General features: G+C 66.4%; 18 protein-coding genes. 9 read left to right on the top strand and 9 right to left on the bottom strand.

What is annotated here, in order from left to right; genetic code table 11:
• Positions 1–55 precede the first annotated feature (55 nt).
• The gene (locus E3O06_RS14800) at positions 56–2,287 is read right to left on the bottom strand and encodes a caspase family protein (protein ID WP_166788227.1); all 2,232 of its coding nucleotides are present in this window, start codon (positions 2,285–2,287) and stop codon (positions 56–58) included.
• A gap of 251 nt (positions 2,288–2,538) precedes the next feature.
• Here E3O06_RS14800 and E3O06_RS14795 point away from each other — a divergent pair, with 251 nt between their 5' ends.
• Entirely contained in the window at positions 2,539–4,266 is a 1,728-nt protein-coding gene (locus E3O06_RS14795) for a gluzincin family metallopeptidase (protein WP_134504147.1), read from the top strand.
• Positions 4,267–4,282: 16 nt separating this feature from the next.
• On the opposite strand, the gene E3O06_RS14790 is transcribed toward E3O06_RS14795, so the two are convergent.
• Positions 4,283–5,140, bottom strand: a complete 858-nt coding sequence (locus E3O06_RS14790) for a caspase family protein (protein ID WP_134504146.1) — start codon at positions 5,138–5,140, stop codon at positions 4,283–4,285.
• Positions 5,141–5,383: 243 nt separating this feature from the next.
• Between E3O06_RS14790 and E3O06_RS14785 the strand changes: the two genes are divergently transcribed.
• The 3 genes from E3O06_RS14785 (at position 5,384) to E3O06_RS14775 (ending at position 7,662) form a co-directional block, all read left to right on the top strand.
• Complete coding sequence (locus E3O06_RS14785) at positions 5,384–6,187, top strand: AfsR/SARP family transcriptional regulator (protein WP_134504145.1); 804 nt, start codon at positions 5,384–5,386, stop codon at positions 6,185–6,187.
• Positions 6,188–6,557: 370 nt separating this feature from the next.
• The gene (locus tag E3O06_RS14780) at positions 6,558–6,746 is read left to right on the top strand and encodes a hypothetical protein (protein ID WP_134504144.1); all 189 of its coding nucleotides are present in this window, start codon (positions 6,558–6,560) and stop codon (positions 6,744–6,746) included.
• 64 nt (positions 6,747–6,810) lie between these two features.
• Positions 6,811–7,662 (top strand): TIGR00645 family protein, encoded by an 852-nt coding sequence (locus E3O06_RS14775; RefSeq protein ID WP_134504143.1) that lies wholly within the window; start codon positions 6,811–6,813, stop codon positions 7,660–7,662.
• Between the two features lie 125 nt (positions 7,663–7,787).
• On the opposite strand, the gene pflA is transcribed toward E3O06_RS14775, so the two are convergent.
• From pflA to E3O06_RS14760, 3 genes are all read right to left on the bottom strand, one after another.
• On the bottom strand, positions 7,788–8,579 hold the full coding sequence (gene pflA / locus E3O06_RS14770) for a pyruvate formate-lyase-activating protein (protein WP_134504142.1): 792 nt from the start codon (positions 8,577–8,579) through the stop codon (positions 7,788–7,790).
• A 4-nt stretch (positions 8,580–8,583) separates the two neighbouring features.
• A complete protein-coding gene (gene pflB, locus E3O06_RS14765; RefSeq protein ID WP_134504141.1) occupies positions 8,584–10,860 on the bottom strand; it encodes a formate C-acetyltransferase in 2,277 nt (758 codons plus the stop codon).
• 79 nt (positions 10,861–10,939) lie between these two features.
• Complete coding sequence (locus E3O06_RS14760) at positions 10,940–12,658, bottom strand: AMP-binding protein (RefSeq protein ID WP_241980238.1); 1,719 nt, start codon at positions 12,656–12,658, stop codon at positions 10,940–10,942.
• A gap of 112 nt (positions 12,659–12,770) precedes the next feature.
• On the opposite strand from E3O06_RS14760, the gene E3O06_RS14755 reads away from it, so the two are divergent.
• The 3 genes from E3O06_RS14755 to E3O06_RS14745 all read left to right on the top strand — a co-directional run bounded on the left by E3O06_RS14755 (position 12,771) and on the right by E3O06_RS14745 (position 15,126).
• A complete protein-coding gene (locus E3O06_RS14755) occupies positions 12,771–13,724 on the top strand; it encodes an ornithine cyclodeaminase family protein (RefSeq protein ID WP_198415831.1) in 954 nt (317 codons plus the stop codon).
• 53 nt (positions 13,725–13,777) lie between these two features.
• Positions 13,778–14,278, top strand: a complete 501-nt coding sequence (locus E3O06_RS14750) for a GNAT family N-acetyltransferase (RefSeq protein WP_198415830.1) — start codon at positions 13,778–13,780, stop codon at positions 14,276–14,278.
• Between the two features lie 446 nt (positions 14,279–14,724).
• The gene (locus E3O06_RS14745; protein ID WP_134504139.1) at positions 14,725–15,126 is read left to right on the top strand and encodes a helix-turn-helix domain-containing protein; all 402 of its coding nucleotides are present in this window, start codon (positions 14,725–14,727) and stop codon (positions 15,124–15,126) included.
• On the opposite strand, the gene E3O06_RS14740 is transcribed toward E3O06_RS14745, so the two are convergent.
• Both E3O06_RS14740 and E3O06_RS14735 read right to left on the bottom strand, forming a co-directional pair.
• Positions 15,043–15,960 carry a D-2-hydroxyacid dehydrogenase gene (locus E3O06_RS14740; RefSeq protein WP_134504325.1) on the bottom strand — a complete coding sequence of 306 codons (918 nt, stop codon included), beginning with the start codon at positions 15,958–15,960 and terminating at the stop codon, positions 15,043–15,045. The two genes, E3O06_RS14745 and E3O06_RS14740, sit on opposite strands and share 84 nt — an antisense overlap.
• A gap of 104 nt (positions 15,961–16,064) precedes the next feature.
• A complete protein-coding gene (locus E3O06_RS14735; RefSeq protein ID WP_134504138.1) occupies positions 16,065–16,745 on the bottom strand; it encodes a GntR family transcriptional regulator in 681 nt (226 codons plus the stop codon).
• Positions 16,746–17,007: 262 nt separating this feature from the next.
• Between E3O06_RS14735 and E3O06_RS14730 the strand changes: the two genes are divergently transcribed.
• Entirely contained in the window at positions 17,008–18,492 is a 1,485-nt protein-coding gene (locus E3O06_RS14730; protein ID WP_134504137.1) for a maltokinase N-terminal cap-like domain-containing protein, read from the top strand.
• A 15-nt stretch (positions 18,493–18,507) separates the two neighbouring features.
• On the opposite strand, the gene E3O06_RS14725 is transcribed toward E3O06_RS14730, so the two are convergent.
• On the bottom strand, positions 18,508–18,984 hold the full coding sequence (locus E3O06_RS14725; RefSeq protein WP_134504136.1) for a VOC family protein: 477 nt from the start codon (positions 18,982–18,984) through the stop codon (positions 18,508–18,510).
• Between the two features lie 248 nt (positions 18,985–19,232).
• Here E3O06_RS14725 and E3O06_RS14720 point away from each other — a divergent pair, with 248 nt between their 5' ends.
• Positions 19,233–21,143, top strand: coding sequence for a DUF8189 domain-containing protein (locus E3O06_RS14720; protein ID WP_134504135.1), 1,911 nt, complete (start codon positions 19,233–19,235; stop codon positions 21,141–21,143).
• Here E3O06_RS14720 and E3O06_RS14715 read toward each other — a convergent pair.
• Complete coding sequence (locus E3O06_RS14715; protein ID WP_134504134.1) at positions 21,114–21,527, bottom strand: YbaY family lipoprotein; 414 nt, start codon at positions 21,525–21,527, stop codon at positions 21,114–21,116. The genes E3O06_RS14720 and E3O06_RS14715 overlap by 30 nt on opposite strands.
• Between the last annotated feature and the right edge of the window lie 22 nt (positions 21,528–21,549).

Genomic DNA, 21,549 nt, shown 5'->3' with positions numbered 1-21,549 from the left:
GGATGCGAAAGATGTCGACAATCAGAGCGTGCAGCCGTGCACCGAGCTGAACGAACTACCCGTCGATGAAGTCGGCGGCCGCGCGCAGGAACGCAGCGGCCGCGAGGGCGCGAGTTGCGGCATCCGCTTCGCGAGAACCAGCAACAGCGCCGTTCCCAGGGCCGGCAGGGGCCAGCGGGCCGATACCTCCAACTCCACCGGCCGCACCAGAAGCGCCGCCACCTGCAGCCGCCGCATCGAGCAGGGCGGTGATCGCGTCGGGGATGCTGCCTACCGAGGCAGACCCCGCCCCCATCGCACTCTCGGCCGGAGCACCACCACCACCGGCACCAGCACCAGCCAGAGGCGCCAGAAAGATACGCGACTTCGCCGCCCGCGGACCATTGAAGTCGGGGTTCTGCCGGGGCTGGCTCGAGAAGGCCTCCCGCACCCTGGCCAGGAACTCCCCGTTGGTCAGCCGGTTCGCGCTCGGCACCACGAGCAGGCTCGCCGCGACGGTGAAGTCGCCGTGCCCGCCGGTCTCGTAGGCAACCTCGGTCGGCTTGCACGCGCTGAACAATACCTCCCGCGCCAACGCTCGCTTGCCAGCTCGGGCCGGCGTGCCGCGCTTGGCCCGATAATTCTTGCTGGTGGCCTCGTCGGGAATGATGAAACGCGCCCGACGCCCATGGGGAGCGGATGCCGCACTCAGGTCGGCAACGTCGGCCGGCTGCAGCTGCAACCGGCGTTGACCATCGCCGGAGTGACAGGAATCGAAGAAGGCCGTGAGGCTGACGCCGTCGGGCAGCTGGTCGAAGATCTCGCCCAGGTCATCGTCGATGATCAGGTTACCTTCGCGAAAGTCGATCGGGCACAGGGCTTCGTCGTACTTCTTCTCCGCGTTGCCCGCCTCGGCCTCGTCGCCGTCGAGATCGTCGACATAAGTGCCATGTCCGGCGTACTGAAAGGCCAGCACATCACCGGCGACGCTGCTCGCGACCAGGTCGAGCAGCCCGAGCAGGATATTCTGCCGGGTCGCCTCCGCGTCGAGCAGGGTGCGCACCGCGAACCCTGCGGCGGCGAATTGGGTGGCCCAGGCCTCGGCATCCGCTACGCAGCCGTAGAGTGCATCGCCGCTGGGGTAGGCGTTGATGCCCACGCAGAGTGCGTGGTGGGTCCCGGCTGGACGGGGCGCGGCCGGGCCGGGCACCGGCCACAGTTCATCGCCGAGGTCGCGGGTGACCGGGAACGACTGGATGCGCGAGCTGCCGGTCACCCGGCGCGCGACGCTGTCCATCGTGGGAATGTCGTTGTCGAAACCGCCATGGCTGGTCGACGTGCTGCGGCTCGTCAAGGAACCACTCGTGGTTTTCGACCAGACGATGTCGGCGGCCCCGCCGGCCCCGGGCGACCCGCTCACGCCGGACAAACCGAACAGTTTGGCGAGCACCGGGTCGGCCCGCAGGCACTCCTCGAGGCCGAGGATGGGCGAGAACTCCTCGGGTTCGAACGAGGCCCGCACGAGGTAGAGCAGGGATTTGCCGTAGGCGCCCAGGCAGGTATCGTCGCGCTCGAGCTTTTCGGTCATGGTGAACAGGGCGAGCGATTCCACCCCGTGGCCGACCAGGGGTACGATCTGTTTCTCGAAGACGTCGGTACGCACGGCCGGTGCGAGCAAGCTGAGTGTCTCGACGACCGGCACCCCCGCCTTCAACACGACGGGAAGGAAGAAGGAGTGGAAGATCGACCCGGCGCTGTGCCCGACCGCGTGCACGCTGATCGTGCCGGGGTGAGCCGTGCAGTACGCGCCGAGCGCTTCGGCCACGTAACGGGCGCCACCGTCGCCGGCCGACGCTGCCTCGGCTGAACGCTTCATCTGCCCCCAGATGGACTGGCCCTGGCCGAATCGGGCGGCCAGTTCAAGCACTCGGTCTTTCGCTTCATCGAGCCAGCCGCGGCGGCCCTGCGCCCAGTCACCGACCGCGCTCGTGATGGCTCCGGCGAGGCTGGTCTCCCAGACGAAGTGAATCGGGTATACCCCGTTGGACTTCCACCAGTCCACCTGGGTCTGGGCGATGCGCAGCCCGGATTGCTCGTCGACGAGCCCGCCGTGGGCGTAGAAGACCACCGGGACAACACCGCTATGCTCGGCCGCGAAGGCCGGCAGGTGCGTGGCGAAAATGGCATCGACGTCCTTCTTCGTGGTCGCGAACGCCCCGGTCGACGAGAACTTGCCGCCGCTGAGATTGACGACGTGCGGCCGCAGCGTGTCGAGTTCGCCCTTCGGTAACGGCGGTTGCCGTTTCATGGGCATCGGGTGAACAGGGCTGGTCGACCTGGCAGGGCTCGATTCGGACATGGCGCCGTTCCTTTCACGGTCGAACAAGTGGGCCGCTGCACAGATCGGCGCGGTGATTATGACAGCACGGTGATTATGGCGCTGAAGCGTTACTGCGGCGTTACTGCACGCGTACTGCACGCCTCCCGCACCGCGACGCCTTGACAGACCCGGTGTTCGGTTGCATATTGCAGGCACAAACGGATGCTGCGGGGGCCGCTATGACTACTGGTTCCGAAACAACTGGTACCGACCCCGGATCGGGACACAGCGGCCTGCAGGTCAGCCTGACCGTGCTGGCCGAGGGGCCATTCACCCGCGGCCCCGACGGACCGCTCACGACAACCCTGCGGGTTCCGGTCGAGCGCATCGGTCCGGGGCCGCGCAGTGCCCGGTTCGACGTGATCGTGCGTCGTCCAGGCGAGAAGCCGTTCAGCCTCGAACTCGGCTCCCCAACCCCGCCGTGGATGGTCGTCGACGAGAGTCCGCCCGACAGCCTCGCGGCGCTGCTGCAGGACAGCCGGTTTCTGGCGCAACAGGTGTACGCGGTGGCGGCATCCACTTTGGCGTTGTTCGAATCGACGCTGGGGCGGCGCATGGGCTGGGTCGGCGGCGGCCGGCTCACCATCAGCGCCTACGACCGGGTCTCCTACCGGGAGTCCGGCTACTATCGCGACGACGGCCTGATTCGCTTCGGGCACAAACGCGACGGCCGTGCGACCAAGGCGGTGCCGCTCGCCCTGTTTCGGGACCTTGTAGCGCACGAGGTCACACACGCGATCGTCGACGGCTACCGGCCGAAATGGGCCGATTCCCATGCAGAAACCGACCAGCTCGCCCTGCACGAAGCCATCGCCGACCTCGTCGCCCTGCTGTCGGTGTTTTCCACGCAGACCCTGGTCGAGCAATTACTGACCCAGAACGGCGAGGCCAGCCTCGACCTCGACACCCTCGACGAAAACCTGCTGCGCAGCCACCTGTTCCGGCTGGGCGACGGGTTGTTCACCCGTGGCTCCGCCCGGCCGTCGCTGGCCGAAGACCCGGACCCGAACTGGCGCACGCTCAGTGACCCGCACCTGCGCGGCGGGGCGGTCGTACAGGTGCTCCTGCGCGTGGTGGCCCGGCTGTGGATCAAGCACCTCGACGCGCCTGGTGGCCGCTCGAGCCTGTTTCAGGTGGCGCGGGCCGGGGCGTCCGTCGGGCGCCAGGTCTTGAGCATGCTCATTCGCAGCCTCGGCTACATGCCGCCGGTGGATGTGACGTGGGAAGACCTGCTGCGGGGCATCCTCGCCGCCGACCGGGCGGTCGTGCCCGATGACGACCTCGAATACCGCGGCGTCGTGGTGACGGCCTTCGCCGAGGCCGGAATCGTGCTGCCAACGCCCACGGACCTGTACGGCGTGTCCACCTTCACCGGTCTGCGGTATCCGGTGCGACTCGCCGCCCTGAGTTCCGATCCGGAGGAGATCGTTCGATTTCTCTGGGAGAACCCCACCCTGCTCGCGGCGGCGAAAATCGACCCGACCCGGCCGATTGTGGTCGAACGGGTGCGCCCCACCCTGCGGGTCGGCCCCGACGGATTCGTGGTCTCGGAGATCGGGTCCACCTTCACGCAGGAGTTTCGCCTGAGCACCGCCGAAGCGCGCCGCTTCGGGCTCACCACGCGCGCGCCGGTGTTCATTCGCGGCGGCGGGCAGCTGCGCTTCGACGAGGGCGGGCGCCTCAGCTTCGCCGCCCTCAAACCGATTCTCGACCCGGAACGTCAGCAGGCCAAGCTCGACGCCGCGATCCCGGCGCCTCGCCCAGCGGATGCCGCCCCGCCGGCTGCCCCGCCGGTCACCACGCCCGTTACCCCGCCGCGCGTGCCGCCGCTGCCCGGCGCGACCCGAGGAATCGCCGCTGCGCCCCCGGAGGTCTCAGCGCATCGGCGGCCGACGTTTCACCCCTGACAGTTTCACCCTGAGGCTAGAAGGCGGTGCCCCACGCGGTCGATTTTCCGGGAGCGGATGCCTCCAGTTGCGCCCGCTGGGCGAACTTGCGCGCGCGCAGCTTCGCGTTGACCTGTTTGATGACCGCCGCCCGGCTTGGAGCGGCCCCTGACTGCAGCGCATCGAGCAGAAAATGCGTGAACGCCCCGTTGTACCGGCCGTCGAAGTTCGCATCGGCAGCGGTCTGGTCGGCCCGACAGGCGGCGAACAACACCGGTTTGGCAGCGGCCTTCGAGGACCGCACCAGGTCGCGCAGCGTGCGGGTATCGGCGCCCTCGGCTTCGGCACCGTCCCGGCCGAGCGGCGTCGGCGGCGGAACGTACCGGGGGCGTCGGTCGTCGACCGTCGGCACCAGGTCCATGGCACGCAGCCCGCTGCCACTGTGGCAGGTGTCGAGAATCACATCGAGCAGCACCCCCTTCGGAAGTCGGGTGAACAAATCGTGCAGCTCGTCGTCGAGGATGAGGGAGCTCGCGTCCCAGACTGCCCCGTTCTGCCGCAGGTCGAAGGTGGCGAAGGCTTCGTCGACCCGGTCGGCCTCGTCGCCGCTCGTGTCGGGCACCTGGGTGCCATGGCTCGACATGGTGAACACGATGTGGTCGAGGTGTTCCCCCGGCACGTTCGCCCGGTCGAGCGCCTCGGTCATCGCCCCGAATACGGCGTCCTTGGTCGCGGCCTGGTCGGTGAGCACGGTGATGCTCGAGTCCGCGAAGCCGAAAGCCGTGCCGAGCAGGACGCTGACGTCGGTGGCATCGTTCACGCAGCCGTTCAGCCAGCTATTCACGGGCAGGTTCTCGAACCGGTTAATGCCCACACAGAGAGCGAATTGACTCATGGCCGTCCAATCTCGAGAGCACGTGCCCGTTGAGGGTAGCCCCGTCGGCGTTACCGGTGAGTTACTGGAGCGGCGGCGATCTCGGGCGACGAGTGAGGAGCGCGGCGCGGTCACGCGCGCGGGAGCATCCATTTTGGGGGTAACGGCATTGACAACCGCGCCGGGGCTGGCCATTCTGGGCGGTAGCAGCACCCGCCTCATCGGTGCGGGGCAGCTGTGTACTCCTTCGCGGATCGAGCACTCATGGGTTTTTCAGCGACACCGGGCTGGGATCTTCGCGTGCTGGGCTACTGGCAGTTGCGCTGCAGCGGCGTACCGGTTGAGGTCGGCGCCCGGCAGCAGCGGCTGCTCGCGGCCCTGGCCCTGCTGCACACCCAGCCACGGCACGTGCTCGCCGGCCTGCTCTGGCCGGACAGCCCCGAGCGCCAGTCGGCGGGCAACCTGCGGGCGAGCGTCTTTCGTATCTCGCATGAGCTGCCACGTTTACTCAGCGCGACCGATCCGTTGCAGCTCGACGCTGCGGTGCGCGTCGATCTGCGTGAGGTGCGGGAGTTGATCACCGAGATCACCCTGACCGGCGGCCGGTCCGTGCCGCCGGAATCCATCGATCTGTTGCAGGAGGCGAACCTGCTGCCGGGCTGGTACGAGGAGTGGGTGGTCGACCAGCAGGATCACCTGCTGAATCAGCGCGTAGACGCCTTGGAGGGCCTGGCCCGTTCCTACCTGGTTTCCGGAAGTTTCAGTCGTGCCCTGGGTGCGGCGCGGGCGGCGGCGGTCGTGGACCCTCTGCGCGAAAGCGCCCAGCACCTGCTGGTGCGCTGCCACCTCGCCGAAGACAACTATGCATCGGCGGTGCGGGTCTATCGCAGTTTTCGCGCCCATCTGGGACGTGAACTCGGTGTCGAGCCATCGGTGCACTTCGCCGAGCTGCTCGGTCTGGAGTCAACCGAGCTCTCCGGCGGCCTGTCCGGAGGTCTATCCGGAGGTCGATCGGGTGGCCTGTTGGCTGGCCGCAGCGGTTTTGAACGTTCGCTGAGACAATCCTAATTATTCCGTCCAGGCCCTTGACGTCGGTCTACTCTAGTGATGAAAATATTCACTTTGTCGTTGTTCGATGCGTATGTTCCGGTCCTACCCCTTCGGTCAAGCGGTAGCCCAGACCGGTTACGCCTCGTGGGCAGCGCGTCGCGGTCATTGCCCACATTCTCTCGCTCGTTGGCACCTTCGGTGCCGTTCTCCTCGTGGCCTGGGTCGGCTTTCGCTGGCTCATCGGAAGCCGACGGTTGAACGAGACAAGTCGTTTGGAATCCGCAGCGATGCCGCTGATCTGGGGTGGCCTCGCCAGATTGCTGCTCACCGGCGCGCTCATGCACCCCGACACGAGCCAACCGCTCACCCCCTCGTCAAACTAGCCGGGGTGCTGGTTCTGATGCTCAACGGCATCCTGCTGATCCCCCTGATGCGCCGCCTGCACCTGATGCCGACAACGACGAGGTTTCAGGACCTCAGAGCCGGTCAACGCGCACACTTACTGCTCGGGCTGACCATTTCACAAACCTGCTGGTGGACCACCATCGTGGTCGGATTCATCAATTCGTCCCCATAGCCGCCCGTCCCAACACCGGGCACACACAGGATTTTCTCACCCGGGCTCACCATAAGATCGTCCGGTGACTGAAACCGACCTTCCCCGCCCGTTCCGTCCCCAGTCGCGCTGGGTGCGCAGCGTCGGCCTGATGATCTTCTTCAGCCGCTGGCTGCAAGCACCCCTCTACATCGGGTTGATCATCGCGCAGATCATCTACGTGATCGTGTTCATGGTCGAACTCATCAACCTCGGCGGCGACGTCTGGATCTCGCTGACCGTGCCCGGCGACGACGGCGGCATCCACGTCGAAGAGGCCGCGATCATGCTCTCGGTGCTCGGCCTGATCGACGTCGTGATGATCGCGAACCTGCTGATCATGGTCATCATCGGCGGCTACGAGACGTTCGTCTCGCGCATCCGTCTGGAGGGTCACCCCGACCAGCCGGAGTGGCTCAGCCACGTCAACGCGAACGTGCTCAAGGTCAAGCTGGCCATGGCCATCGTGGGGATCTCATCGATCCACCTGCTGAAAACCTTTATTGAAGTCGGCGATCTGGCCGCGCGCGGCACCCCGATCGACTCGAGCCCGACCGAGACCATCACCGGCAACGTCTACACCTGGGACGGCGTGCTCTGGCAGGTCATCATCCACATGGTGTTCATCCTCTCGGCGATCGCCCTGGCCTGGATCGACCGCATGTCGCAGTCCGGCCATGCCACACCGCCGGCGACCGTGCTGGCGCCGGCCGTGGCCCCGGAGCCGGTCGCAGCGCTCACTGCCGCGCCCGCTCGACGCGAGATCGAGGGCCACGCCCCGGCCGCTTCCAGCGGAATCGTCCTGCACCTGACCCAGCTGGGTCAGCTGCGCGATGCCGGCGTGGTGACGGATGCCGAATTCCTCGCCAAGAAGACGGAACTGCTCGCCCGCTACTAGCCAATTAGGCCGTTGGACGCCGTCTGCGTACGTAACGCCGGTAGATTTCGCGGCACGCCGTCACCAGAGCCAAAAAGGCTCGGCGTGTCGCATTTCTACCGGTTTTACGTACCGGGCGCCCGCCGCTAGAACGTCGTGAGGCCGCGAGCACCAAACTGCTCGCGCACTCGCTCGAGCAGCGCGGCATCCGGCGGTTGTGCCCCGTGCAGCGGGTAGGGAATGGCCAGGCGGTTCCATTTGACTTCGCCCATCTGGTGGAACGGCAGCACCTCGACCCGGGAGACGTTGGGCCAGCGGGCCACGATCTCGGCGACCGCGTCGACATTGTCCACCGCGTCGGTGAGCCCGGGAACCAGCACGAACCGCACCCACACGTTGATGCCGCGCGCACAGAGCCGGTCGCCGAACGCGATCGTCGGTGCCAATTCACGCCCGGTCACCGCCCGGTAGGTGTCAGGCAGGCCGGACTTCACGTCGAGCAACACGAGGTCGGTGTGCTCGAGCATCTCATCCGAGGCACTCGTGCCGAGATACCCCGAGGTATCGAGCGTGGTGTGCACGCCGAGTTGGCGGCATTCGGCGAAGACGCGGGCCACGAACGCCGGTTGCATCAGCGGCTCCCCACCGGAGAGCGTCAGGCCACCGCCAGTCGCCGCGAACACCCCCCGATACCGACGGATGCGTTCCAGCACCTCGTCAATCGGCGTCAGAGCACCGTCCCGCAGCTTCCAGGTGTCCGGATTGTGGCAGTACTGGCAGCGCAACAGGCAGCCGGAGAGAAAATAGGTCAGCCGGGTGCCCGGACCGTCGACCGCGGTGACCAGTTCCCAGGAGTGTACGCTCGCCACCGTGCCGGTGCGATGTCCCTCGACCTGCTCGTGGTGGAACTCGGATCGACCCAGCTGTACCGCGACCATGATTTCAGACGCTCGTGTGGAAGGTGCGGCTGATCACGTCGAGTTGCTGCTCCCGGGTGAGCCGCACAAAGTTCACGGCGTAGCCCGATACTCGGATGGTCAGCTGCGGATAGTCCTCCGGATGCTCCATGGCGTCTTCGAGGGTTTCCCGGTTGAGCACGTTGATGTTGAGGTGGTAGCCGCTCGCGAGCGTGTAGGCGTCGATGAGGCCGACGAGGTTGGTGATCTGCTCCGCCGGGGTGTGGCCGAGCCCGGCCGGCACGACCGTATTGGTCAGGGAGATGCCGTCCTGCGCTTCGGAATAGGGCAGTTTCGCCACGCTCAGCGCCGAAGCGAGCATGCCGTGCGTGTCGCGGCCGTTCATCGGGTTGGCTCCGGGCGCGAAGGGCGCGCCGGCCCGGCGACCGTCGGGGGTGTTGCCGGTCTTCTTGCCGTAGACCACATTCGACGTGATCGTGAGCACCGACTGGGTGTGCACGGCTCCCCGGTAGGTGGGGTGCCGGCGAATCATGGCCATGAAGGTGCCCACGATGGTGACCGCGATCGCATCGACCCGGTCGTCGTCGTTGCCGAAGGCCGGGTAGTCGCCGTCGATCGTGTATTCGACGACGAGGCCGGTGTCGTCGCGCACCGGCCGCACGGTGGCGTATTTGATCGCGGCGAGGGAGTCGGCGGCGACACTGAGGCCGGCGATGCCGCAGGCCATCGTGCGCAGGATGGTGCCGTCGTGCAGGGCCATCTCGAGGCGTTCATAGGCGTACTTGTCGTGCATGTAATGGATGCAGTTGAGCGCGTCGACGTAGGTCTTGGCGAGCCATTCGAGGCTGGCGAGGTAGCACGTCCAGACGGTGTCATAGTCGAGAACATCGCCGGTCACGGGGGCCGTGACCGGCCCGATCTGCTCGCCGGTCAGTTCGTCGCGGCCGCCGTTGATGGCGTAGAGCAGCGCCTTGACGACGTTGACCCTGGCGCCGAAGAACTGCATCTGCTTGCCGACTGTCATTGGTGAAACGCAGCAGGCGATGGCGGCGTCGTCGCCCCAGGCCGCAAGAATGAGGTCGTCGGACTCGTACTGAATGGCCGACGTGTCGATGGAGACCTGCGCGCAAAAACGCTTGAAGCCCTCAGGCAGCCGGTCGCTCCAGAGCACCGTGAGGTTCGGCTCCGGCGCCGGGCCTAGGTTGTACAGGGTCTGCAGAAACCGGAATGCAGTCTTGACCACGAGGGTGCGCCCGTCCAGACCGATCCCGCCAAGCGATTCGGTGACCCAGGTCGGGTCGCCCGAAAACAACTGGTCGTATTCGGGGGTGCGCAGAAAACGTACGATGCGCAGCTTGATCACCAGGTCGTCGATGAGTTCCTGGGCCTGACTTTCGGTCAGGATTCCCGCCGCCAGGTCACGTTCGAGGTAGGCGTCGAGGAACGCGCTGGTACGGCCGAACGACATGGCGGCACCGTTTTGCTCCTTGACCGCGCCGAGGTAGGCGAAGTACAGCCATTGCACCGCTTCGGTCGCGTTGCCAGCGGGCCGGGTGATGTCGAAACCGTAGCCGGCCGCCATCTGCACGAGTTCTCTCAGGGCGCGCACCTGCTCGGCGTTCTCCTCGCGGGAACGAATCACGTCTTCGAAGCTGAAAGACTCGTCGAGCTTGACACGTTCGAGCTTCTTGGCCGCGATCAGCGCGGTCACGCCGTAGAGGGCGACGCGGCGGTAGTCGCCGATGATGCGGCCGCGACCGTAGGCATCCGGCAGGCCGGTGATGAGGTGGCTGTGCCTGGCCCGTTTGACGGCGGGCGGATACACGTCGAAGACGCCGTCGTTGTGGGTTTTGCGGTACTTCGTGAAAATGGTTTCGAGCTCGGGCGACACCGGGTAGCCGTAGGTTTCGAGGCTCGTCGCGACCATGCGCCAACCGCCGAAGGGCATGATGGCGCGCTTGAGCGGGGCATCCGTTTGCAGTCCCACGATGATCTCGTTCGGACGGTCGATGTAGCCGGGGGCGTGCGCGGTGATCGACGCCGGGGTCGTTGGGTCAATGTCGTAGACGCCGAGCTCCCGCTCCCGGGGGAACATCGCCGACAGGCGGGCCCACAGGCCGAGGGTGCGCTCGGTCGCCCCGGTCAGAAAGCTCGCGTCTCCCTCGAACGGTGTGTAGTTGCGCTGGATGAAATCGCGCACGTCAATGCCGTGCTGCCACGGCCCATCAGCGAATCCGGCCCAGCCGGAGGCCTCTGCAGTCGTGTCGTCGGTCGTGGAACGCGGGAGGTCGAGGAGGGTCATACTTCTACGCTAACGAGCGGATCGGCGGCTGTCTCGGGCCGTTAGTCCCTTCTTTGGGCGCTACTGCAAGCAGCTGCCGTTAGCGCTTCAGTCCCGGAAACTGGTCGTCGCGCCACTCGCCCGGCAGCCGGGTGCCGGCGGCGGCCGCGTCGTCTTCGCGCTCGCGCAGTTCGACCCGGCGGATCTTGCCCGAGATGGTTTTGGGGAGGTCGAAGAATTCCACCCGCCGCACCCGCATGTAGGCGGGCAGCCCGGTGCGGGCGTGCCGAAGCACGGCTTCGGCGGTCTCGGCGGTGGGCTCCCAGCCCGGGGCGAGGTGGATGTAGGCCTTGGGAATGTTCAGTCTGGTGGCATCCGGCGCGGGAACGACGGCGGCCTCAGCGACCGCGGGGTGTTCGAGCAGCGCGCTCTCCACCTCGAACGGTGACACCTTGTAGTCGCTCGACTTGAACACGTCGTCGGTGCGGCCGATGAAGGTGAGGTAACCGTCGGCATCCACTGTGGCGACGTCGCCGGTGTGAAAGAAGCCGCCGCGAATGGCGTGTGCGGTGAGGTCGGGTTCGCCGTGGTAGCCGCTCATGAGATTGACCGGGCTCTGCGACAGGTCGAGGCAGATCTCGCCCTCGTCGGCGGGCAGCTCGGTGATCGGATCGAGCAGCTTGATCGAGACACCGGGCAGGGGCAGGCCCATCGAGCCGGCCTTCAGCACGGATCCGGGCCCGTTTCCGACGATCGCGGTGGTTTCGGTCTGGCCGAATCCGTCGCGGATGGTCAGTTTCCAGCCGTTGTCGATCTGCCGGATGACCTCGGGGTTGAGCGGTTCTCCGGCGGAGAGCAACTCGCGCAGGCTCGCCGGGCGAGCGCCGACATCCGCTTGGATGAGCATGCGCCAGACGGTCGGCGGCGCACAGAACGTGCTGACCTGGGCGCGGTGCAGCTGCGCGATGAGTGCGGCCGGGTCGAACTTGGAGTAGTTGTAGACGAATACGGTAGCCTCGGCGATCCACGGAGCGAAAAAACAGCTCCAGGCGTGTTTGCCCCAGCCGGGCGAGCTGATGGCGAGATGCACGTCGCCGGGGCGCAGGCCCAGCCAGTACATGGTCGACAGGTGGCCGACCGGGTAGGAGGTCTGCGAATGCAGCACCATCTTCGGCTTGCTCGTCGTACCGGAGGTGAAATAGATCAGTGAGGGGTCAGCGGAGGCGACGACCGTCGTGATCGGCTCCGGCGTGACCTGGTAGGCGTCGGCGAAGTCGGCCCAGCCGGGCCGGGTTTCGCCGACGCCGATGCGGGTGTAGTCGCCGGGAACGTCGTCGAATTTGGCCGCGTCGGCCGAATTGGCGATCACGTGCTTGACACCGCCGCGACGCACCCGGTCGGTCAGGTCGTGTGAGGCGAGCACTGCGCTCGTGGGCATGATGACGGCGCCGACCTTCATGATGGCGAGCATCGCCTCCCAGATCTCCCGCTGGTTGCCGAGCATGAGCATGACGTGGTCACCGCTCCGCACGCCCTGCCGGGTGAGCCAGGTGGCGACCCGGTCGGACCGATGGGCCATCTCGTCGAACGTGAACTTCTGCTCGCTGCCATCTTCTTCGACGATCCACAGGGCGATTTTGTCGTTGCCGCGCGCCAGCACGTCGAACCAGTCGGTGGCCCAGTTGAAGTGCTCCCCCACGTCGGGCCAGCGAAACTCCTGCGCGGCGCGGGCGTGATCGTCGCGCAGGGCCAGCAGCTGGTCACGTGCGGCAAGGTAGTTAAGCGTGCTGGTGTTGGTCGTGTTCGTACTCGTGCTCACTGGGTGAGTCATACGCCGCTGTCTCCTCGAACGAGTCGCCAGGTGCGAAACGGCGACAGTCTATTCTGGCAGGGCTCGAGGCCGGACGGTGCCGACCGATAGTCTGCGAGGGATGACATCTAAGAACGCGCCCGTCCTGCCCGCCATGGTCACTGCCACCGAGATCTTCACCCGGGTCGACTACGGCACGGCCGTTCGGGCGGTGCAGGACGCACTCGCGGACGGGCTCGACCCGGCGAACGACTTCGCCCGGCAGGTCTTGCCGGTCGCCAACGGGCAGTTGCTGCTGATGCCCACCGAAGCTGCGCATTTCGTCGGCATCAAGGTGGCCTCGGTTGCGCCGGGCAACCCGGCACTCGGCCGGGAGCGCATTCAGGGCGTCTACCTGCTGCTGGACGCCGCGACGCTCACCCCGCTGTCTCTGCTCGACGGCGCCGCCATCACCACCCTGCGCACCCCGGCCGTGTCGGCCGCCGCCGCCGACTACCTGGCCCCGGCCGCGGTGGACCACCTCGTCGTGTTCGGGTCCGGGCCGCAGGCCTGGGGGCATATCGAGGCGATGCGGGCCGTCCGCTCGATCGGTCGGGTCACGATCGTGGCCCGCGACCAGTCCCGCGCCGAGCTGTTCGCCGCCCGGGTGACCGCGAGCGGGCTGCCGGCCCGGGTCGGCCGTGCCGCCGACATCAGCTCGGCACAGCTGATCGTCTGCGCCACCACCGCCCGCACTCCGTTGTTCGACGGTGCCCTTGTGCCCGCCGAGTGCTGCGTGATCGCGGTCGGTTCGCACGAAGCTGATGCCCGCGAGCTCGACTCCGTGCTCCTCGCCCGCTCCCAGCTCGTCGTCGAAGACGCGGCGACAGCCCGGCGCGAGGCCGGCGACGTGATCATGGCTCTGGCCGACGGATCGATCGAGCCGGGCGACCTCGTGCCGCTGCGCGACCTTGCGATCGGCACGGTCGCCGCAGTCGAGGCCCGACCGCGGGTCTTCAAGAGCACCGGCATGTCGTGGGAAGACCTCGTGATCGCCACTGCGGTGTATCGGGCCGGCGCGAGGCCGGCGGGCTAGACCGCCGGCCTCTCGTGTGCCGGCCTCTCGCGTGCTGGCCTATCGTTAATGGGGTGACCTATTCCACTCGTTCCCTCGTTCCCGCCGATCTGCCGCTCCTGCTCGCTCTCAACAATGCCGCGGTTCCCGCGGTCAACGAGTTGGATGCCCGGGCGCTGGCCACGCTCGTCCAGCACAGCCACCTCGCGCTTGCTGTCGTGCACGACGACGCGGCCGACATCGCGCTGGGATTTGCCATTCTGTTCGTGGCCGGGGCCGACTACGAGAGCGAGAACTATCGCTGGTTCTCGGCCCGGTCTACCGATTTTCTCTACGTCGACCGCATCGTTGTGGCCGACGGGCATCGCGGGAGGGGCCTCGGCCAGGTGCTCTACGACACCATCTTCGGTGCCGCGCGCCGCGAGCTGCTCGCCGAGGTGCTCTGTGAGGTCAACCTTCAACCGCGGAACCCGGGGTCACTCGCCTTTCACGACCGGCTCGGATTCACCGAGGTCGGCCAGCTGTCGACCAAGGGCGACACCGTCGTGGTGAGCCTGCTCGCGGCATCCGTTTAGCGCTTCTCCTGCGTGTCCGTCGGAACGGGGACAGACGGACTGCTCTGTACACACATCGGAATAGATGACAAGGGGGTGCGGTCGTCGACGGTTTCCCCCTAAGGTCATCCTGACGCGAGTTATCGCTTGCGCAGAATCAAGCCAAGGGACCCCCCTCGATGCGAATTACCTGCCCGTTCTGCAAGTCACAAGCCGACCTGAAACCGAACCCCGCGCAGGCCCTGCGCATCACTCTCCCCCTCTACGTTCTCAAGTGCACCGGTTGCGAGCGCACCAGCATTCGCGTCGAACCCGTGCGCCTTCCCCACGTGGATTGCAAGACGCTCGCGACGGTTTGATTGCGCCGCCGCAAACCAAGGTGAAACAGACGGCGACGCGCTGGCATCCGCTTCGTGGTGGCCGGTCGCCCGGCCTGATCACGCGAGTTGAGCGGCATACTGGGTCTCATGGCCAACTCTCCCTCGGGCGATTCAAGGCTGACGCGACTCGTGGGCATTCTCGGCGCCTTCAACGCCACCCGTACGTCAATGACGGTCTCGGCCCTTGCCCGTCGGGTCGACATTCCCCTCGCGACCACGCATCGCGTCGTCGTGCAGCTGGTCAACCAGCGGCTGCTGGAACGTGACGAGAACGGCGAAGTGAGACTCGGCGTTCGACTCTGGGAGCTGTTCCCCGTGCATTCGCTTGTTCGCGTTGTCTCTATTCCTCGAACCGGGCGTAAAGAACTCGCTCGCCGAGAAGATCGCCAACCGCCGAGTCGGCGATCAGTGTGCCCGCGCCACATAACCCAGGTGCTTGTCCACGACATTGATCAGCTCTGCGCCGGCCAGCCAGCGCGTCACGTTTGAGGTGAACTGCTCAGCCAGGCCGTCACGCCAGCCCACGACATCGCCCGACATGTGCGCCGACACGGTCACCCCCGAGGCGTCCCAGAGCGGGTTCGCGGCCGGCAGCGGCTCGGTCACGAAAACGTCGAGCGAGGCCGCCGCAATCGACCCGGTCTGCAGCGCCTCGAGCAGGGCCGCCTCGTCGATGAGCGGGCCGCGGCCGACGCTGATCAAATGAGCGGATGCCTTCATCGCCTCGAACACGCCCGCGTCGATCATTCCGCGAGTCTCGGTCGTGAGCGGCGCGACCACGACGACGTTGTCGGCCCAGCCGACGTGTTCGGCGAGCGCGGCCGACGACACGACACGACCAAAGTCCGGATCGTCACCACTCGTGCGCCGCCCGGCTCCGCGCACCTCGAGGCCGACTGCGCGCAGCAGCCTGGCAATGTGGCGACCAATGCCGCCGGTTCCGACGATGAGGGCCGTGCTCCCGGCGGTACGCCGAGTCTCGCGATGCTGCCACTCATGCGCCCGCTGCAGGGCACGGTTCTCGTGCAGTTCCTTGTCGTGGGCCAGAATGTGCGCGAGCACGAACTCGGCGATCGGGCCGTTGAAGAAGCCGTGCGCATTGGTGAGCACGACCTCGGAGCCGCGGAACTCGTCGAACAGCACGGTATCCACGCCCGCTGCGGCGACGTGCACCCACTTCAGGGCCCGGGCGCGCGGCCAGGCATCCCGCAGTGCGGTCGAGAAGAAGTCCCAGAGCAGCAAGATCTCGGCGTTCTCGATCGCGTCCGGCAGGCCGGCGGCGTCGGTGTAGAGCACGTCGGCGACTCGCTCGATGGCGTCCATGCCGGCGGGACGCTGCGCATCGAGGGGCTCACACAGCACGACGATGACGGGGCGAGTCCTGATAACGAGAGTGTCCACAATGAATTAGGTGTGTGCGGGCGATGTCAGGCGATCGAAACGGATGCCGGTGCGCTCGTCAGTCGCGCCAGTGCGTCGTCTTCGTGTTCGCCCAACCGGCTCTCGGCGAGCTGCCCGTTGCCGTCGAGTACGGCCTCGGCGATGCCGCGGTGTTCCGCGATCCATTCCGCGGTACCTCGGTAGGAGGTCTGCAGCACGGTCAGGCATATGCGGGTCTCCGTCATGAGGGTGCTGTGGATGCGCGCCAGGCTGCGACTGCCGCTCAACGCCACGAGGTGTTCGTGAAAGGCCATATCGGCGTCGCTCATGGCGGCCCGGTCGCCGGTGGCGGCCGCGTTCTCCATCTCCGAGACCCTGGCGAGCAAGTCCTGGCCGGCGGCGACGTGGTCGCCGCGCAGGAGCAGTTTGCAGGCGGCCGACTCGATGGCGGTGCGCAGCACGTACATGTCACGAATTTCGGCATCCGTCATTTCGATCACGAACAGGCCGCGGTTGCGAATGCTGACCAGCAGGCCCTCCTGGGTCAGCCGCTGCATGGCTTCGCGCAGCGGGCCCCGGCTGACACCGAGTTCGCGGGCCAGCTCAGCCTCGCCCAATTGCGACCCCGGGGCCACCTCGCCGTGGGCAATCGCATAACGCAGCTTGCGGGCGATGATCGAAGGAGTCGATTCCTGGATCACGGGTTCCAATGAATATCGCTGGGGCATACCCTTCACAGTTCTTTCTTGAGACGGTGTCTGGATCACACGGAGAATTCCATCGACAGTGTGACCCGATTCCGGCACCCTGTCAATTGTTTACAATTCTAACGCAGCCCTTCGAAAATATCGTCTGATTTACGCAATCCTGTTTGGGGCTTGACGAACGGTTGGCCGTTGCCAGCGAACGATTGGGGCCGGCTTGCCGCATGCAACCAAGGAACTTCCGCGCTCTCGACCGCCGTGCGGGTGAGGAGGCTACGCTGGCGGCATGATCGATGGAGACCGCGCCCCCAATGCACACCGCTCCGCCAATCCTGACCTCGCCCCGGATCATCGGGGAACCCCACTGCCCGACTACGTCAATGCCTGGGTGTCCACCCAGCGGTGGTTCGGAAACAAGGGACACGTGCCCGCCCTGCGCAGCATCGGCTATTTCTCCCTCCCTTCGTCCGAGGTCGGCGTCAGCATTCGCGTCGACCTCGTGCTGGACACCGCCAGCCTCGGCCTGACGTTGTACCAGCTGCCGACCACGGAGCGCGACTCCGAGCTGACCGGCGGTGCCGACGCCCTGATCACGGTGCGGGGTCCCGGCTCCCACCAGGCACGATTCATCTACGACGCACCCTACGATCCCGCCTTCGCGGCCGCGGTACTCGCCTTCATGGAACAACACGGCGTGTCCACCGCGAACCTTCCGCGGGAGACCGACCGCTGGTCCGCCAGCGCGCGCGGCGAGGACCTGCGACCGAAGGCCGCGACCTCATCGACGGCTCTCGTGGTATCGAGTCGCGTGCTGAGCGGCGAGCAATCCAATACCTCCATCATCGTGGAGCGAACTGATGCGACCGGGGCAGCGACACGGCCGATCATCTGCAAGGTCTTCCGCATCATCCATGCGGGCGAGAATCCCGATGTGACGGTGCAGGCCGCGCTCGCCCGCGCGGGATCGCAACGAGTGCCACTGCCGTTCGGCGCTATTACCGGCCAATGGGACGACCCAGCTGAACCCGGCAGCCGTGCCGTCGGCCATCTCGCCTTCGCCCAGGAGTTTCTGCCCGACGCTCCGGATGCCTGGCGTACCGCCCTGGTCGCAGCGGCCTCCCGGAGCGATTTCACCGGCCCAGCCTTTCGGCTGGGCCAAGCCACCGCCGACGTGCACCAGGACCTCGCCAGCACCCTGCCGACCCTCGATGCAACTCCCGCGGTCATCGCCGAGGAAATGGCGAAGATGCGGCTGCGCTGCCGTCAAGCCCTGCACGAAGTACCCGCTCTGGCCAGGCATCGCGACGCCATCGAGGCAGTTTTTGCCCGAGCGGAGACCTCGGTCTGGCCGAGGCTTCAGCGCATCCACGGGGACTTTCACCTCGGCCAGGTTCTCGACGTGCGAGCCCGCGGCTGGGTGCTGCTCGACTTCGAGGGGGAACCGCTGCGCACCCTGCGGGAACGCACCCGGCCCGACATTCCCCTGCGGGATGTCGCCGGTATGCTGCGGTCTTTCTCCTACGTGGCCGGGGCGATGATGGCAACGGGCGAATCGACTCCGAGCGAATCTATTTTCGAGTGGGCCGCTGCCTGCCGCAATGCCTTCCTCAGTGGTTACGCGGAACGCTCCGGCGTCAAACTGGCCGATCAGAGCGCCCTGCTCGACGCTTTCGAACTCGACAAAGCCCTCTACGAAGCGGTTTACGAGATACGCAACCGCCCGACCTGGCTGCCGATCCCCCTCGCTGCCATCGAACGGCTGGTCGGCTGAGCTGAGCTGACGCCCCTACTCGGTGTCGGCCGAGGCACGCAGGTCGGCGATGATGATCTTGGTCTGACCCATCATCGTCGACATGACCCGAGCGGCCCGCGCCGGGGCGGGGTCGCTGAGCAGTTGACCGAGCGTCGTCGGCACCACCTGCCACGACAAACCGAACTGGTCCTTCAACCAACCGCACTGCCCGGGCTGCCCACCATTGCTGGTGAGCTGGTTCCAAAGACTATCGATTTCCTCCTGCGTTTCCACCTGCACGAAGAACGAGATGGCCTCCGTGAACGGAAACTGCGGTCCGGCGTTGAGTCCTTGAATCTCAAGGCCGTCGAGCACGAACGAGACCGACATGGCGCTGCCGGCCGGTGCCGGCCCGCCCTCCGGATAGCGCGCCACGTTGAGCAGGCGCGAATTGGGAAAGATCGAGATGTAGAAATTGGCGGCCTGCTCGGCCTGGCCGTCGAACCAAAGAAAGGGGCTGATACTCGTCATCGGGTACTCCTTTGCGGGCGTGGGCGCCACCTGATCGGTGAACGATTCAGGTCATAATACCCAGCGACCGACAGCGTTATTGCTCCATCGAACCCGAACCCGATTCTGAGCCCGAGTAACGCTCCGATAACGCCCGCCGGCGTAGCGTGACCGCCAGCGGGCGCAGTGCCCATTCCGGCACCGCCCTTTCCGGCACCGCCCATTCCGGCCAGTGCCAGTGGGGAACAGAACACACAAGGAGTAGTTCCATGGCAGATAACAAGTCCGGCCCCGGAGGCGACCAGAAATTCGTGAGCGAGGGAGAGTTTCAGGCGGGCGAGTCGGCCTCCGGTATCATCTCCGGCGTCACCTTCGGACCGACCGAAGTGGTGTATTACAAGGTCAACAACCTGGCCGTGTTCGAAGGTGACATCGTGCTGGGCACCGTCGCCGAGTTGGAGCAGACCAAGGATGCAGCGAACCAGGATGATGCCAGAGCGCGAGGCGTCATCATCACCGGCGCACGCTTTCGATGGACCAATGCCGAGGTTCCATTCCGGATCAACGCCGCCCTGCCGAATCAGCAGCGTGTGCGGGATGCGATCACGCACTGGGAAGCGCGCACGCCCATCCGCTTTCCGGAACGCACCACGGCCAACGCGGCGCAATATCCCAACTTCATCGAGTTCAGTGATTCCGGCGGATGCTGGTCGATGCTGGGCATGCAGGGGAACGGCATGCAGACCATCAGTCTGGGTACCGGCTGCAGCACCGGCAACGCCATCCACGAGATCGGCCATGCGGTCGGCCTCTGGCACGAACAGAGCCGCGAAGACCGCAACACCTTCGTGACCATCAACCGGGCCAACATCGAAGCCGGCATGGAGAGCCAGTTCGACCAGCACATCGTCGACGGCGATGATGTCGGCGGCTACGATTACGGCTCGATCATGCACTACCCACGCACCGCCTTCTCGAAGAACGGGCTCGAGACGATCACGCCGGTGCAGGCCGGCGCCCAGATCGGCCAGCGCACCGCCCTCTCGGCCGGTGACATCGCCGCGGTGAACTTCATGTACCCGCAGACAGCCAGGGCGAGCTCGAGCCCCGTCGTATCGTGGGGCCCGAATCGGCTCGACGCCTTCGTGCTCGGCACCAACCGCGCCGTGTTCCACAAGTGGTTCAGCGGGGCCTGGGGGCCGTCGGTCACCGGGTACGAGAATATGGGCGGTATCGCCGAGTGCGCTCCGCAGGCCGTGGCGTGGGGGCCGAACCGGCTCGACCTGTTCGTCACCGGAACCGACAGCGCGCTCTACCACAAGTGGTGGAACGGCAGCGCCTGGGGGCCGTCGGTGACCGGCTACGAGTACATGGGCGGCGTCATTCTCGGCGACCCGCGCGTGGTGGCGTGGGGACCGAACCGGCTCGACGTCTTCGTCGTCGGCAGTGACCACGGGCTTTATCACAAGTGGTTCAACGGCGCGTGGGGTCCCTCGGTCACCGGCTACGAGAACATGGGCGGCATCGTCGTCGGCCAGCCCGAAGTCGTTTCCTGGGGCCCGAACCGACTCGATGTCTTCGTGATCGGCACCGACCGGGCGCTGTACCACAAGTGGTGGAACGGCAGCGCCTGGGGACCGTCGCTCACCGGCTACGAACGGCTCGGCGGGGTCTGCACCTCGTCGCCGCGTGTGGTCTCCTGGGGTCCGAACCGGCTCGATGTCTTCGTCACGGGCACGGATGGTGCGCTGTACCACAAGTGGTGGAACGGCTCGGCCTGGGGCCCGTCGGTGAACGACTTCGAACAACTCGGCGGCATCGTCGTTGGCGAACCCGAGGCCGTCTCCTGGGGGCCGAACCGGCTGGACCTATTTGTGATCGGCACCGACAGTGCGCTGTACCACAAGTGGTTTGACGGCAACGCCTGGGGTCCATCGGTTCTCGGTTACGAGAACATGGGCGGAATCGCGACCTCGCAGCCGCGCGTGGTCTCGTGGTCGTCGGGCCGGCTCGACGTGTTCCTGACCGGCACCAACAGCGCGCTGTTCCACAAGTGGTTCAACGGCGCAGCGTGGGGTCCGTCGCTCACCGGCTACGAGAGCCTCGGCGGCGTGATCACCTCGTTCGACGAGGCCGAGGTGCGTGCCGGTTCAGACGCGTTGAACCGGGATACGGACTGACGCCGCAACCGGCCGTGGCAGCACCGGGTGGGACTGAGTCGAGACAAAGTCCCCCTCGGTGATGTCGGGCCGTTCGGTCACGTCGGGTTCCCCGAGTGACCGCGCACGCACGTGCACCCGCACATTGAGGCGTCGCACGGTGTCGAGTGCTTCGGCGGGGACGGTCACGGCAAAGCTCAGGTCGCCGTCTGACGGCGGGTTGGGCGAAGAGGCGGGAATCTCGAAACGGGAGCGGCCAACGATGGTGCTCGGGGCATCCGCTCTGGAAACGTCTTCGACCAGTACCGTGACCGTCAATGGCGACAGCGGTCGTTGGGCTCGCGCGAACGCGATGATGCCGCGCACGGTCGCGGTCTCGCCCTGGGCCTTCGTCGGTTCGGTCATGCCGCACAGGCTACCCCGCCCC

This window comes from Cryobacterium glaciale (genome assembly GCF_004402535.1).
Taxonomy (GTDB): domain Bacteria; phylum Actinomycetota; class Actinomycetes; order Actinomycetales; family Microbacteriaceae; genus Cryobacterium; species Cryobacterium glaciale.
The sequence above is the reverse complement of the archived record's forward strand: the minus strand, read 5'-3'. Positions and strand labels throughout refer to the sequence as shown.